Raw genomic sequence first — 14,373 nt, 5'->3', positions numbered from 1 at the left:
CGTCACCATCGAACGGGTCCTGTCCGACAACGGGAGCTGCTACCGATCCGCCTTGTGGAAGCAGACCTGCACCGAACTGGACATCAAACCCAAATACACCCGTCCCTACCGGCCACAGACAAACGGCAAGATCGAACGCTTCCACCGCACGATGGCCGCTGAATGGGCGTTCGCACGCCACTATCAGTCAGAACAAGCCCGACGGACCGCGCTGCCGGGGTGGCTGCACACCTACAATCACCACCGGCAACACTCAGCCATCGGCAGGCACGTTCCCTTCAGCCGCTTGACCAACGTCCCTGGGCAGTACAGCTAGCTCCGCGGCTTGAGGCGGGTGTTCGGCAGGATCGGTGCGGGGATGGTCTCGCGCCACTGCGTGGGGAACGGGCCGTACCGCCCCGCCGTCGCCTCGGCCTGATCCGACCGTTCGCGCTGCCAGTCCTCGCGGAACTGCACGATCTCGTCGTGGCTGCGGCCGATGAAGTTCCACCACATGACGATCTCCTCGCCGAGCGGCTCACCACCGAGCAGCAGGATGCGTGTCCGCTCGTCCTCGGAGGCCCGCACCTCCATCCGGGTGGCACCCGGCGACAGATACACCAGTTGACCCGGCTTCGCGCTCACCCCGCCGACCGTCGCGCCACCGGTGTCCACCAGCACGCCGTGCTCGAAGCCGGGCTCGAGGTCGAGCTGCAGGGACCGGCCCGGCGGCAGGGTCAGTTCGGCGCCGAGCAACGCGCTGAACGTCTTCACCGGGGACCGCTGCCCGAAGAGCGTGCCGAGGAACACCAGCACCCGCACCCCGTCGTGATCGACCACCGGCGGCGCGTAGTGCTCGAAAGCGGGTGCGGTGAAACGATGTTCGTCCGGCAGCGCGACCCACAGCTGGACGCCGTGCAGCACGGACGTCTGCGGTGTCGAGAACTCGGAATGGGCGATCCCCGAGCCTGCGGTCATCAGGTTGATCTCGCCAGGCCGGACCAGCGCATGGACTCCCGTGGTGTCGCGGTGCTCGATCTCGCCGGTGAACAACCAGGACACCGTCTGCAGTCCGGTGTGCGGGTGGCCTGCGACCTTCATGCCACCGCTCGTCGAGACATCGTCGGGCCCGTAGTGATCGAGGAAGCACCAGGCGCCGATGAACGACTGCGCGCGTTGCGGGAGCGAGCGCCGCACCGGCATCGCGCGCGGGCCGCCGAGGGGCACATCGCGGAAATCCAGGAGCCGCGGGCCACCGTCGCGACCCTCGTCGCCTGCGCAGACCAGCTCGTCGGGAGCGGGGTCGAGATTGCTCATCGTTCCTCGATCCTGGGCGCTACGGCACCGTCGACGGACTCCGCCCGAACCACCGTCGGACCGCATCCAGGGTATCCCTGCGGCATAGTGGGGCCATGACGGACGAACATGTCGCAGGCGAGCTGGCCCCCGCTGTCCGGGACGCTCCCGCGCTGCACCGCTACGAGATCCGCCTCGGCACGGAGCTGGCCGGGTTCACCGAGTACCTGGACCGGGGCAACCAACGGATCTTCTTCCACACCGAGATCGGGGAACAGTACGGCGGGCGCGGCCTGGCGAGCCTTCTGATCCACGATGCGCTCGCCGAGACCGTGCGCGACGGCAAGCGCATCGTCCCGATCTGCCCCTTCGTCGCCGGCTATCTCGAGAAGCACGACGACTTCGCGGCCGAGGTCGACCCGGTGACGCCCGAGGCACTGCAGGCCGTGCGGGACTCGCAGGCCTGACGGACCCGGAATTTTGGCGGGCCGACCCGAGTTACCCATGTAGTTGACATTTTGACTACATGATGGAGGGCGGCTCGATGGAACTCGGCTTGACGACGTTTGCGGAGGTCGGCACCGACGGCCGGAACGGGGGCGTGTCGCCGCGACAGCGGCTGAACAACCTCATGGAAGAGGTCGCTCTCGCGGAGCAGGTCGGCCTCGACGTGTACGGAGTGGGCGAGCACCACCGCGCGGACTTCGCGGCCTCCGCCCCCGCCGTCGTCCTGGCTGCCGCCGCGGCCAGGACCGAGTCCATCAAGCTGACCAGCGCGGTCACCGTGCTGAGTTCCGACGATCCCGTGCGCGTGTTCGAGGAGTTCGCCACCCTCGACCTGATCTCGGGTGGCCGCGCCGAGGTGATGGCAGGCCGCGGCTCGTTCACCGAATCGTTCCCGCTGTTCGGCTACGACCTCGCCGACTACGACGAGCTGTTCGTCGAGAAGCTCGGCCTGCTGCTGGCCATCCGCGCCTCCGAGACCGTGACCTGGTCGGGAAACCACCGGGCAGCGCTGGACCGGCAGTCGATCCACCCCCGGCCCGAGCGCCCGCTCCCGATCTGGGTCGGCGTCGGCGGCAATCCCGAATCCGTCGCCAGGGCAGGATTGTTGGGCCTGCCGATGGCGCTCGCGATCATCGGCGGCAGTCCTGCACGGTTCGCCCCGCTGGCCGATCTGCACCGTCGCGCCGTGACGGAGGGCGGCCACGAATCCCAGCCGATCGCAGTGCACGCGCACGGGTACATCGCCGACACCGAGGAACAGGCCGCGGCCGAGTTCTACCCGAGCTATGCGGCCGCGATGACCGGGCTCGGCCGGGAACGTGGCTGGGCACCAATGACTCCCGCGAGCTTCGACGGCATGCGCGGCCCTGGCGGCTCGCTGATACTGGGCAACCCGGAACAGGTCGCGGAGAAGATCGTCGACATGCGCGAGACCCTCGGGATCGAACGGTTCATGCTGCACCCCAGCGTCGGCCCGCTCCCCCACGACAAGGTCATGCGGACCATCGAACTGCTCGGCACCAAGGTCGCCCCACTGGTACGGCAGTAGCCAACTGTCCGGCGGGCCTCGAACCCGCCGGACACCAACTGGTCACGCGTCCGACACCCAAATGGACTGTCCTGCCGTTACGATCCCTTTACTGGCCCCCGCGCGGTGCTGTGACGGGGGAACGCCGACGCAACGGGCCTCGGCGGGATCGACCGTCGGGAAGAGGCCAGATGTCCGTGGTGAATTGGGATACACAGCAGGCGCGAAATCGGATCCCGAAATATGCGCACCCGGTGATTCGCCGTCAGCGACTACTGGATTCGCTCTCCGACGCGATGTCCTCGCCGCCGGACTCCCCGAACACGATCGCCATGCTCATCGCGCCCGTTGGCGCGGGCAAGACGATGCTGCTCGCGGACTGGACCGCCGCCGCCTCCACACAGCCGGACCCCCCGACGATCGCCTGGCTCACCATCGAGGATCGGGACAACGACATGGGCGCGGTCCGTTCCGCGGTTCGCGCGGCCCTGGAGAACTCGGCGAGCCCAGCGGTCTCCGAGGCGGTTCGCCTGCTGCCGCCCACCGCCGAGGACGACTTCCCCGCCGCCCTGGCCCAGGCGCTCGAGGCCGTCGGCGAGCCGGTCTGGCTGATCGTCGACGACGCGCACCTGCTGCACGAACCGACAGCACTCGAGTCGCTGGGGCAATACCTCCGCTGGGCACCGCCGTGCCTGCGCACCGTCCTGGCCGGACGCTTCGAACCGCCCCTCGCCCTTCATCGAATGCGCCTCGAGGGCAGGGTCTACGACCTCTCCCATCGTGAACTGGCCTTCACCGAGGGCGAGGCGGCCATCCTGTTCGCGGAGCACGGAGTCCGCCTCGGCGACTGCGACCTGGCCAGGATCCGCAGCCGCACCGAGGGGTGGGCGGCCGGTCTGCGGCTCGCCGCGATCTCCCTCGCGCGCCACCCCGACCCGACCGCGATGATCACCGATTTCAGCGGGGACAGCAGGGTGGTCGCCGACTATCTCGTCAACGAGGTGCTGGACGGTCTCACCGGGGACGAGCGAGAGTTCGTCGTCGAGACGTCGATCCCCGACGCCTTCACCGTCCAACTCGCCGAGGCCCTCACCGGGAACCCGGGGAGCCGGGATGTCCTCGACACCCTCGAGCACTCCAATTTTCTCGTCGAGCGGGTGTCCGGCTCGCCGGGCTGGTACCGGTATCACCCGCTGTTGCGCGAGTATCTGCGCGCCGAGGTCGGCCGGCTGGGACGCCATGCGGTCGGAGACCTCGAGCGAGTCGCAGCCGGGTGGTTCGCCCGCAGCGGCGATCACGTGCACGCGCTCGAGCACGCGCTGCACGCGGGCGACGACGACGCACTGCTGGCGCTGCTGCAGGAGTGCGGTCTGAGGCTGGTGCTCGCGGGCAGCTGGGACGCCGTCATCAGCGTCCTCGACCGGGTGCCGCCTGCCGTGCGTACCGATCCGTCCACCCGACTGCTCAGGGTCGCCGCCGAGCTCGCCAGGGGCAACACCGCCGCGGCCTCCTCCACCCTCAGCGCGCTCGACCGCGCATCGGCGCAGGATCACGCCGAGATGCCTGCCGAGCTCGAAATACTCGGAGACGGGCTCCGCCTGCAGGTCGCGGTTCAGACCGGCGGAATCGAAGACGCCCTCGAAACGCTGCAATCGGACCCGGTCGGCGAGGCAGGCGACCCGGAGCTCGACTCCTTCACGCTGCTGCAGGAAGGCATCGCCGAGATGTATCTCGGCCGGCTCGAGCCCGCTGGCCTGCACCTGGAGGACGCGCTGGCCACTGCCCGCGCCGCCGAACTGCCCGCCGTCGTGCTGCAGGCCCTCGCCGCGCTGGCCGCGCTGGCGGCGTATCGGTGCCGACTCGACGACATGGCCGCCAGGGCATCGGAGGCCTCGGACCACGGCCGCGCCCACCACCTGACCGACCACCGACACTTCCACCTCGCCCAGCTGTTCGGCGCCCTCGGCCATTATCTGAGGGTCGAGGACGAGGCCACGGAGCGGCTGGCGAGTCAGTGCGTCCCGCATCTCGTGGACTGCGAGAGCCCGGCGTTGGGACGGGCCTCCGTGCTCCTGGGGGCCATCATCGAGTTCGAGTCCACCGATGACCGGCACGCGGTGGCGAGGGTGATCCGCGACCATTGCGCGCCCACGCGGAACCGCCCGCTGCCGCCCGGCACCACTGCTCTCGTCGCACTGTCCGCCCAACGGGCGTTCCTCCAGGTCGGGGAGCCCGTCTGGGCCGCCCAGGTCGCTGAGTTGATCACGGCAGAACTCGGTCACGGCGGCGAGGCCGCCGTGCTGCACGCCACGATGTCGCTGCACCACCGACGGCTGGACGCGGCGCGCCGCGAGCTCGCCCCTGTCCTCGGCGGTGAACTCGAATGCCTGTCGGCGGTCACACTCATCCGCGCCTGGCTCATGTCGGCCACCATCGCGGACGCAAGGAACGAGTCGATCACCGCGCGGTCCGCGCTGGTCGAGGCCATGACCATCGCCGAACCCGAGGGCATCCTGCGGCCGTTCTACGACGGCGGCGAGCCGCTGAGGGATCTGCTGGACCGGCACCGCGACCGTTTCGGGGTGTACGACAAGTTCGCCGCGCGCGCGCGGTCGGTGATCCCGCAGTCCGCGCAGGGTGCGACCGACCTGCTCACCCCCCGTGAGATGGAACTCCTCGTCGAGCTGCCCTCCTGGCACACCGCCGAACAGATCGCCGCGGACCTGTTCGTCTCCGTCAACACCGTCAAGACCCACCTGCGCGGCATCTACCGGAAGCTGGATGTGCGGACCAGGCGGGACGCCATCACCGAGGCCAGGGCGCGCGGGTTGCTGTGACCGCGGCCGCGCATTTCACCACTCGCGGGTGAGGCGTGCGCCCCACATCGGCGGACACTGGGAAGTCGAAGGTCTACTGATCACGGATCAGCCCAGTCGACTCAGGAGGAGGCCCGTCGGTGGCACACCCCCAATCCGCCCGGGTCCGCTACGAGTTCCTCGTACGCGGTGATCTGTCCGAGCGCGTACTGGCCGCCTTTCCGGAGCTGAGCGTGTCGCCAACCCCGCACGCCTACACGACGCTGTACGGCCCGATCGACGGCGACGTCCAGCTGCGCGGGATGCTCGCGCGCTTCGACACGATGGGTCTGACGGTCATCGAGATGCGACGCCTCCCCGACTGAATCCGGGCAAAGAAAGAATCCGCATTCCCGCGCACCGGCGGCTGCCGGTGCGCGGGAATGCGGATTCTGCCGCGTCGAGCGGTCAGTTCATACCGCTGATGTTCGTCGAGCCGGTGACCGCGGAACCGATGAGCGGCTGCAGCGCCTTCTCGCCCTCGTCGATCACGGGGTCCATTCCGGAGATGTTCGTCGAACCGGTCACGCTCGAGCCGAACAGCGGCTGCCCGTTCGGCATCGAGCTGCTGCCGCCGCCGACCGGCGTGCCGTTCTCGTTGGCACCCGCGAGGTTCACCGAGAGCGCGTCCTTGAGCTTGGCGCCGAACACGTTGGCGCCGGAGAGGTTCGCCCCGGCCATGTTCGCGCCTGCCAGGTTCGCGTCGACGAGGTTCGCGCTGACCAGGTAGGCGTTGGTCAGGTTGGCGCCGCCCAGGTTCGCGTTCGCGAGGAGCGAGTTCCCGAGGTTCGCGCTGCTCAGGTTCGCGCCGGTCAGGTTCGCACCCGACAGGTTCGCGCCGAGCAGGTTCGCACCCGACAGGTTCGCCCCGGCCAGGTTCACGCCCGTCAGGTTCGCGCCGGCCAGGTTCGCGCCGATGCAGTCGGTGGCGTGTTCGGGATTCGGGCTCGAGACGACAGTGCAGGTTCCGAGGACCGTGTCGGCGCCCGCGGTCGGCACCGCCGCCAACCCCACGATCGCGATTCCGGCACTCAGAGCCGCGACGCCAAGCCCACGGACAGCGTTGTTCAAAGCCGACATGAAATTTCCCACTTCCCGAACGACCCCAGCGGGTCGAAATCACAGCCCGACGCGGACACATTAAACGAACTGAGCCACCCCGTCCTTCTGTTTCGCAAAACAAAGCTATCGACGGGTTCCCGGGCAACCGACCTGCCCTTCCGGACCAAGTCCGGGGGCCCGGTCAGTCGCGGGCATCACGACGCTCCCGACGGGTGAGATCCTGCGCGATTGCCGAGGCAGGTAGACTCTTCCTCATGCAGCGGGCGCTCCTTCTTCACCGCCGCGACGGGGTCTGATCCAGACTGGCCACCCGTCGCGGGGTTCAGACGCGCCGGTCGACACCACGGACCAACCGTCCCTTCATCTCGGAGAATCGTCAATGTCATCCGCCGACGCTTTTACTTCCGGATCGCGCACCATCACGCCGCCGTCGAAGCCCGCACCTGCCGACCAGCCCGTCTGGAACCAGCAGAAGAACTCCTCCATGCCGACCTACCGGTATCGGTCGTTCGCCGAGGAGGTCGAGCCCATCTCCCTCCCGGACCGCACCTGGCCGGACAAGACCATCGACCGCGCCCCGCTGTGGTGCGCCGTCGACCTGCGTGACGGCAACCAGGCCCTCATCGACCCGATGAGCCCGGCCCGCAAGCGCCGCATGTTCGACCTGCTGGTGCGGATGGGTTACAAGGAGATCGAGGTCGGCTTCCCGTCGGCCAGCCAGACCGATTACGACTTCGTCCGCGAGATCATCGAGGACGGGGCGATCCCCGACGACGTGACCATCCAGGTCCTCACCCAGTGCCGCGACGAACTGATCGAGCGCACGTTCGCCGCCTGCGACGGCGCCCGCAGCGTCATCGTGCACTTCTACAACTCCACCTCGATCCTGCAGCGCCGGGTGGTGTTCCGGGCCGAGCGCGACGCGATCAAGAAGATCGCCACCGCGGGCGCCCGCAAGTGCCTGGAGGAGGCGGCGAAGTACCCGGACACCAACTGGCGGTACGAGTACTCCCCCGAGTCGTACACCGGCACCGAGCTGGAGTACGCGAAGGAGGTGTGCGACGCCGTCACCGAGGTGATCGCGCCGACGCCCGAGAACCCGATCATCCTGAACCTGCCCGCCACCGTCGAGATGGCGACGCCGAACGTGTACGCCGACTCCATCGAGTGGATGAGCCGCAACCTCGCCCGCCGTGACTCCGTGATCCTGTCCCTGCACCCGCACAACGACCGCGGCACCGGTGTCGCGGCAGCGGAGCTCGGCTTCCAGGCCGGGGCGGATCGCATCGAGGGCTGCCTGTTCGGCAACGGCGAGCGCACCGGCAACGTCTGCCTGGTCACCCTCGGCCTGAACATGTTCACCCGCGGCGTGGATCCCCAGATCGACTTCTCCAGCATCGACGAGATCCGTCGCACCGTCGAGTACTGCAACCAGCTGCCCGTCGCCGAGCGGCACCCGTACGGCGGCGACCTGGTGTACACGGCGTTCTCCGGCAGCCACCAGGACGCGATCAACAAGGGCCTCGACCAGATGAAGATCTCGGCGGACGCACAGGACGCCGACGTCGACGACATCCTCTGGGCGGTCCCGTACCTGCCGATCGACCCCAAGGACGTCGGCCGCAGCTACGAGGCCGTGATCCGGGTGAACTCGCAGTCCGGCAAGGGTGGCGTCGCCTACATCATGAAGGCCGACCACGGCCTGGTGCTGCCGCGCCGCCTGCAGATGGAGTTCTCCTCCGCCGTCCAGAAGATCACCGACGGCGAGGGCGGCGAGGTCTCCCCGAAGGAGATGTGGGACGTCTTCAACGAGGAGTACCTGGCCCCGATCAGCCCGCTGGAACGGATTCGCCAGAAGGTGACCGCCTCCGAGGAGGACGGCGGCACCGACGCCATCACCGCGGTCGTGAAGGCGAACGGCAAGGAACAGGAGATCACCGGCTCCGGCAACGGACCGTTGGCCGCCTTCGTCGATGCGATCGGGACGATCGGCTTCGACGTCCGGGTGCTCGACTACAGCGAGCACGCCATGTCCGCCGGCGACGACGCGCAGGCCGCGGCTTATGTGGAGTGCGCGGTGACCCGGCCCGACGGTGTCACCAAGACGGTGTGGGGCGTCGGTATCGCGACCTCCATCACCACCGCCTCGCTGCGCGGCGTGGTCTCCGCGGTCAACCGCGCCTACTAGGCGCTACACGCCTGTGCGCGCGTCGTATCCCGATGGGGGTACGACGCGCGCACAGTTCGTTCAGCACCGTCTCGGCTGATTCACCTCAGTCCGGGGTGACGATGGCGAAGTCGGGGTCCGGCGCATCGAGGTACCCGGCGAGCTCGGCGAGCTTCGCGACGTCTCCCTCCGCGACGATCGTTCCGTCTCCGATCGCCTTCGCGATGTCCGCGCCGCCGACCAGCACCCCGAGGAGCACGGGTCGGGTGAGGGTGAAGGTGGCGTCCGCACCGGCGGATTCGCCGTCGATGTCGAAGTGGACCAGCAGCCCGTTGCTGAGTTGCGTCCGGTGCACCAGGTCCTCGTCGGTGACCCGCCAGTCGATCACGATGCGCGCCGACCACGCCCTCGGTCCGTCGATCCGCAGGGACACCGCGTCGAAGACCTGCTCCACCGTCAGCGCGGCCGCGATGTCCGGGGCTGCGGACGTGGTCGGCGTGCCCACCGGTCCGTTCCGCAGCTCGTACGCCCCGGTGAGGTAGAAGTTCCGCCAGGTGCCGTTCTCGGCGCCGTAGCCGAGCTGTTCGAACGTGTCGGCCTGCAGCGCCTTTGCCTCCGCGTTGCCGGGTTCGGCGAAGATCACATAGTTGACCACCTGCGCGACCCAGCGGAAGTCTCCGGCAGCGAACGACTCCCTTGCCCTGCGCAGCACCTCGGCCGAGCCGCCCATGAACTCGACGTGCCGCTTCGCGGACTCCACCGGCGGGTGCTCCCAGAGATGCGCTGGGTTCCCGTCGAACCAGCCCATGTAGCGCTGGTAGATCGCCTTGACGTTGTGGCTGACCGAGCCGTAGTAGCCGCGGGTGTGCCAGGCATCCGCCAGCGCGGGTGGCAGCTCGATCTCCTCGGCGATCTCGATTCCGGTGTGGCCCTGGTTGATCCGCCGCAACGTCTGATCGTGCAGGTAGCCGTACAGGTCCCGCTGCAGGGACAGGAACTCGGTGAGGCGCTCGGTGCCCCAGGTAGGCCAGTGATGCGAGGCGAACAGCACGTCGGACTTCGAGGCGTACCGGTTGATCGACTCGGTGAGGTACTTGGACCATACGTGCGGATCGCGGACCAGCGCGCCGCGCAGGGTCAGCAGGTTGTGCAGCGTGTGGGTCGCGTTCTCCGCCATGCACAACGCCCGGAGTTCCGGGAAGTAGAAGTTCATCTCCGACGGAGCCTCGGTGCCCGGCGTCATCTGGAACTCGATGCGTACCCCGTCGACGGTCTCGACCTGCCCGGTCGAGGACACGTACAGGGTCGGCATGATCAGGGTGGGCGTGCCGGTGGACGTCGTCTGGCCCAGCCCGGCACCGACCCCGCCGCGGGGCCCGCGGGGCAGCGCGGCGCCGTACATGTAGGCGGCCCGTCGGGCCATCGCGGTGCCTGCGTAGACGTTCTCCTCGACCGCATGTTCCACGAAGCCGACCGGCGCGAGGATCGGGCAGCGCCCCGCGGCCACGTCCTCCTCCGTGGTGACACCCTTGACGCCGCCGAAATGGTCGATGTGCGAGTGGGTGTAGATGACTCCGGTGACCTGACGCTCACCGCGATGCTCGCGGTAGAGCGCGAGCCCGGCGGCCGCGGTCTCCGCCGAGATCAGCGGGTCGATCACGATGACCCCGGTCTCTCCCTCGATCAACGTCATGTTGGACAGGTCCAGCCCACGAATCTGATAGACCCGCTCGCTCACCTCGAACAGCCCCTGCTTGGCCACCAATCCGGACTGACGCCACAGGCTCGGGTTCACGGTCGGCGGGCAGGGCCCCTCAAGGAAGGCATAGGAGTCGTTGTCCCACACCACGTTTCCGTCGGAACCGGTCACCACTCCCGGGGTGAGGGCCGCGATGAACCCCCGCTCGGCGTCGGCCAGATCGGTGTCGTCGGCGAACGGGAGGGTGTGAGCGGCCCGCTCGTTGGCCGCCGCGACCGTCTCGGTCGCGTCCTCGAAAGTCGTCATGGGAACCAGTGATCCTCTCGTCGATGCGTGTGAACGGAATCGTGAGTGCTTGTGGCCCCCAGGCGGGCCGCAAGCACTCACGGGCGGCGGAGCCGCCTATCCGAGCAGCTTTGCCTTCGCGGCGGCGAACTCGTCGTCGGAGAGCGCCCCCGACTCGTGCAACTGGGCGAGCTGCTGCAGCTTGGCGATGAGGTCGTCGCCCGCGGGCGCGGCCTGCGGCGCCTGAGCCTGCTGCGCATACGCGGCCTGAGCCTGGGCTTGCTGCGCGTACGCGGCCTGCTGCTGTGCCGCCTGCTGTTCGGCGTACGCCTGCTGCTCCGCGGCCTTCTGCTGGGATCGGCGATTCATCGCGTTGGACGTCGCCTGGGCGGTGCCCGCGATCACGGCGGTGCGCGCAACGGTGCCGAGCAATCCGGGGCGGCCGATGCGGCCGGCTCTGAAAACCATGAAACTCTCCTGTGCTGGTGCGGGATTCCTACAGTGCGGCAGCGACGGCCGCCACGACCGCGTCGCGGGGGATCTGAACGTGCAGGGCGACCTCGCCGCCCGCGCCGCGGACGGTCGACGCGATCTGGCGCGCCCACGTCTCCTCGTAGACGATGATCGCGGCCGAGGTACCGGGCTCGAGCGAGTCGCGCACCACGTCGAGATCCTGGTCGCTGATCAGTGCCTTGGCCTCGATCGACAGGATGGCCAGTCCGACGTCGTCGAGATCCTCGTCGACGTCCACCTGGGTGATGTTGCCGTCGGCGTCCTTCGCGATGTAGACCAGGTCGAGCAGCGTGACGTAGCCCCGCTCGACCACATCCTGGAGCGCGGCGATGGTTCCGGGATCCACTTGAGCCCCTGGAAAGGTCAGCACCACCAACTCCACCGGGCCGATGTTCAATGAGTCGCTCATGCCGCCCAGCCTGCTCCGCGCCGTCTCGAGTCGCCTCACCCCGCACGGATGAATCGCAACTCACCTGCAAAGGATGATGCCCCGCTGCGCGCGACTCTGAGATCCTCAGACGAACAGTCGGACCCTTATGTGAATGGAGCCTTTGATGGACGACGTGAACTCGTTTTGGGATTTCCTGTGGCTGATCATCATCACGTTCGCCTTCGTGGCGTACCTGATGCTGCTCTTCTCGATCATCGGTGACCTCTTCCGCGACCACAAGCTGTCGGGTTGGTGGAAGGCGGTGTGGGTCTTCTTCCTGATCTTCCTACCGTTCATCACGGCCCTCATCTACCTCATCGCCCGCGGTGACAGCATGACCAAGCGGTCCATCGCCGCAGCTCAGCACCTCAAGGATGAGCAGGACGCCTACATCAAGAACGTCGCGGGCGGAAAATCCCCCGCGGACCAGATCGCGGACGCGAAGGCGCTGCTGGACAGCGGCGCCATCACCGACGCCGAATTCCAGGCACTCAAGGGCAAGGCGCTCTCCTAGCCTTCTCCCGCATTGCCGACGAAACTCCGGGCGCCCCTGCGGTGCCCGGAGTTTCGTCGTCTGTGCCTCACCCCTTCACGTTCGCCGCTTCCTCCCGGAATGCGGCGAGCACCGCCCCCACCGCGGGCCGGTCCGTCGCGGCGGGCCGGGTCGCCAATTCGTAGATTCGGGCCGCTCGGACACCGGCGAGGCGCTTGCACACCAGCCCCTGGTGCGCGAGCGCATAACGCGGCATCAGGGCCACCCCGTGGCCCGCCGCGACCAACTCCTCGATCACCCGGAAGTCGTTGATGCGCTGGACTACCCGCGGCTGGACCCCGGTGGCAGCGGCCACCGACTGCAGCACATCGTCGACGGGGAACCCGCCGCGCACGCTGATCCAGCTCTCGTCCGCCAGCTCGTCGAGACCCACCTCGGACCTGTCGGCAAGCGGATGCCCCGGGCCAAGGAGCAGGTCGATGGGCTCACGCATCAGCGCCTCTGTCCGCACCCGGGGCGAGATCAGCGAGGGAGCACGCTCGTCGCGGTGGGTGAGGACCACGTCGAAATCGGCCAGTAGCTGCGGCACCGCCGAGGCCGGCTCGTCCACGTCCTGCGCCTCGATCTCGACCCCGAGGTCGGAGATCCGGGCGAGGACCCCCGGCAGCAGCAGCGCGGCGCCGGAGGGGAAGAGCGCGACCCGGACCCGCCCGCGCGGCGACCCACGATAGGAGGCCATCTCCGCGCTCGCCCGGTCCAGTGCGGCCAGCACGTCCTCGGCGCGCAGGACCAGCGCGTGCCCGGCATCGGTGAGTCGCAGGCGACGACCGTCCGGCTCGAGGATCGCGACCCCCGCCTCGCGGGCGAGGATCTTGAGTTGCTGGGAGACCGCCGACGGTGTCATCGAGAGCGCGGCCGCCGTCGCCGACACCGTGCCCCGGTCGGCCAGTTCACGCAGCACACGGAGGCGTTCGGCGTCCATGCAGGAAAGCTACTCTGTCCGACAACGAACTTCGCCCGCCGCACACCTTCGTCGGTAGCGGCCGGGCCACACATTGGGGGCAGTCATGGGCTACACATCCTTCACGAACTGGCGACTACTTGAGGGCGACCCGGACGTCATCTGGCACGCCTTCACCCACCCGGTGGAGTCCGGACTCTACGAGGAACACAAGACGGAGACGGTGCTCTTGCCGGACTTCGCGATGGCCGCCGGGCACGGCTGGGACAGCAGACACGGCGAGGAGTGCGACTTCGACATCGTCCGCTGGACCATCACCCGGCACGTGCCGAACAGGGTGTTCGAGTTCTCCGGCAAGCAGCGGGGCATCCGGCAGGATGTGGTGCTCACCATGGAACCGGCGGACGGCGGTCACATCGTCACCGAGACCATTCGCTTCCGCCCGGCGTTCAAGGGAAAGCCGGGGGCGCAGCTCGTGTCCTGGCTGCTCCTGGCCACCGGCCTACTGGCCAAGGTGGGCGACGACCACGGCGAATCGCTCGATCTGCTCGAGGAGCACATCGCCGCCGGGTGACACGACCGGGCAGCCCCGGCCGTCCCGCCAGTTGGCACAAATCCATGATGAGAACGGGATGCACGGTAACAACGAGTAACCTTCAACAGATTCACATGGCGAGGGCCCGCCACGGTTGGGCCCTCGCCGTGTTGCGTCATCGACCAACCCAGCGGGTGCAGGCAAATCGGTCGGCCTCTCCTGCCACGATCCAAAGGAGTTCGGCCCCGTGTGTTCGATCCTCGGCATTTTCGATCTGCAGTCCGGCGACGATCTGGCCGCGCTGCGCGTTCAGGCCGTGGAACTGTCGCGCAGGCAACGGCACCGCGGGCCCGACTGGAGCGGGGTGTTCGTCGGTGACGGCGCGATCCTGGTGCACGAGCGGCTGGCGATCGTCGACCCCGCCAGCGGATCGCAGCCGCTGCGCTCGCGGGACGGTCACCTCGCGTTGGCCGTCAACGGGGAGATCTACAACCATCGTGAGCTGCGCGCGGCCAGTGGTTACGACTTCACCACCGGCTCGGACTGCGAGGTGATCAGCGCCCT

Annotated in this window: 14 protein-coding genes and 1 pseudogene; 9 read left to right on the top strand and 6 right to left on the bottom strand. The window is 68.3% G+C overall.

Annotation, left to right across the window (positions count from 1 at the left end; translation table 11 throughout):
• The coding region (locus tag BR31_RS0124610; protein ID WP_027503293.1) for an integrase core domain-containing protein at positions 1-316 on the top strand (316 nt) is incomplete at its 5' end.
• Here BR31_RS0124610 and BR31_RS0124605 read toward each other — a convergent pair.
• Positions 313-1,296 carry a pirin family protein gene (locus BR31_RS0124605; protein WP_027503292.1) on the bottom strand — a complete coding sequence of 328 codons (984 nt, stop codon included), beginning with the start codon at positions 1,294-1,296 and terminating at the stop codon, positions 313-315. The genes BR31_RS0124610 and BR31_RS0124605 overlap by 4 nt on opposite strands.
• Positions 1,297-1,391: 95 nt before the next feature.
• On the opposite strand from BR31_RS0124605, the gene BR31_RS0124600 reads away from it, so the two are divergent.
• From BR31_RS0124600 to BR31_RS0124585, 4 genes are all read left to right on the top strand, one after another.
• Positions 1,392-1,742: a GNAT family N-acetyltransferase gene (locus tag BR31_RS0124600; protein ID WP_027503291.1), complete on the top strand. Its 351-nt coding sequence runs from the start codon at positions 1,392-1,394 to the stop codon at positions 1,740-1,742.
• Positions 1,743-1,819: 77 nt separating this feature from the next.
• A complete protein-coding gene (locus BR31_RS0124595) occupies positions 1,820-2,830 on the top strand; it encodes an LLM class flavin-dependent oxidoreductase (protein WP_027503290.1) in 1,011 nt (336 codons plus the stop codon).
• 170 nt (positions 2,831-3,000) lie between these two features.
• Complete coding sequence (locus BR31_RS0124590; protein WP_037178240.1) at positions 3,001-5,646, top strand: winged helix-turn-helix domain-containing protein; 2,646 nt, start codon at positions 3,001-3,003, stop codon at positions 5,644-5,646.
• A gap of 119 nt (positions 5,647-5,765) precedes the next feature.
• Positions 5,766-5,990, top strand: a complete 225-nt coding sequence (locus BR31_RS0124585) for a hypothetical protein (protein ID WP_027503288.1) — start codon at positions 5,766-5,768, stop codon at positions 5,988-5,990.
• A gap of 82 nt (positions 5,991-6,072) precedes the next feature.
• On the opposite strand, the gene BR31_RS30810 is transcribed toward BR31_RS0124585, so the two are convergent.
• Positions 6,073-6,744, bottom strand: a complete 672-nt coding sequence (locus BR31_RS30810; RefSeq protein WP_051637723.1) for a pentapeptide repeat-containing protein — start codon at positions 6,742-6,744, stop codon at positions 6,073-6,075.
• 361 nt (positions 6,745-7,105) lie between these two features.
• Between BR31_RS30810 and leuA the strand changes: the two genes are divergently transcribed.
• The gene (leuA, locus tag BR31_RS0124575) at positions 7,106-8,914 is read left to right on the top strand and encodes a 2-isopropylmalate synthase (protein ID WP_027503287.1); all 1,809 of its coding nucleotides are present in this window, start codon (positions 7,106-7,108) and stop codon (positions 8,912-8,914) included.
• A gap of 85 nt (positions 8,915-8,999) precedes the next feature.
• On the opposite strand, the gene BR31_RS0124570 is transcribed toward leuA, so the two are convergent.
• From BR31_RS0124570 to BR31_RS0124560, 3 genes are all read right to left on the bottom strand, one after another.
• Positions 9,000-10,898, bottom strand: coding sequence for an alkyl/aryl-sulfatase (locus BR31_RS0124570; RefSeq protein WP_027503286.1), 1,899 nt, complete (start codon positions 10,896-10,898; stop codon positions 9,000-9,002).
• A gap of 96 nt (positions 10,899-10,994) precedes the next feature.
• Positions 10,995-11,345 (bottom strand): SHOCT domain-containing protein, encoded by a 351-nt coding sequence (locus tag BR31_RS0124565; protein ID WP_027503285.1) that lies wholly within the window; start codon positions 11,343-11,345, stop codon positions 10,995-10,997.
• Between the two features lie 28 nt (positions 11,346-11,373).
• The gene (locus BR31_RS0124560; protein WP_027503284.1) at positions 11,374-11,799 is read right to left on the bottom strand and encodes a DUF6325 family protein; all 426 of its coding nucleotides are present in this window, start codon (positions 11,797-11,799) and stop codon (positions 11,374-11,376) included.
• Positions 11,800-11,953: 154 nt separating this feature from the next.
• On the opposite strand from BR31_RS0124560, the gene BR31_RS0124555 reads away from it, so the two are divergent.
• The gene (locus tag BR31_RS0124555) at positions 11,954-12,334 is read left to right on the top strand and encodes an SHOCT domain-containing protein (RefSeq protein ID WP_027503283.1); all 381 of its coding nucleotides are present in this window, start codon (positions 11,954-11,956) and stop codon (positions 12,332-12,334) included.
• Positions 12,335-12,401: 67 nt separating this feature from the next.
• Here the strand turns inward: BR31_RS0124555 and BR31_RS0124550 are convergent, their stop codons facing one another.
• Positions 12,402-13,295, bottom strand: coding sequence for a LysR family transcriptional regulator (locus BR31_RS0124550; RefSeq protein WP_027503282.1), 894 nt, complete (start codon positions 13,293-13,295; stop codon positions 12,402-12,404).
• A gap of 85 nt (positions 13,296-13,380) precedes the next feature.
• Between BR31_RS0124550 and BR31_RS0124545 the strand changes: the two genes are divergently transcribed.
• Both BR31_RS0124545 and BR31_RS30015 read left to right on the top strand, forming a co-directional pair.
• Positions 13,381-13,848: a hypothetical protein gene (locus BR31_RS0124545; protein WP_027503281.1), complete on the top strand. Its 468-nt coding sequence runs from the start codon at positions 13,381-13,383 to the stop codon at positions 13,846-13,848.
• 208 nt (positions 13,849-14,056) lie between these two features.
• Positions 14,057-14,373, top strand: a pseudogene (locus BR31_RS30015) (hypothetical protein); the annotation flags it as partial.

The organism is Rhodococcus sp. UNC363MFTsu5.1 (assembly GCF_000686785.1).
GTDB classification, from domain to species: Bacteria; Actinomycetota; Actinomycetes; order Mycobacteriales; family Mycobacteriaceae; genus Rhodococcus_G; species Rhodococcus_G maanshanensis.
Note: the sequence above shows the minus strand (reverse complement) of the source record. Positions and strands in the feature narration are given on the sequence as shown.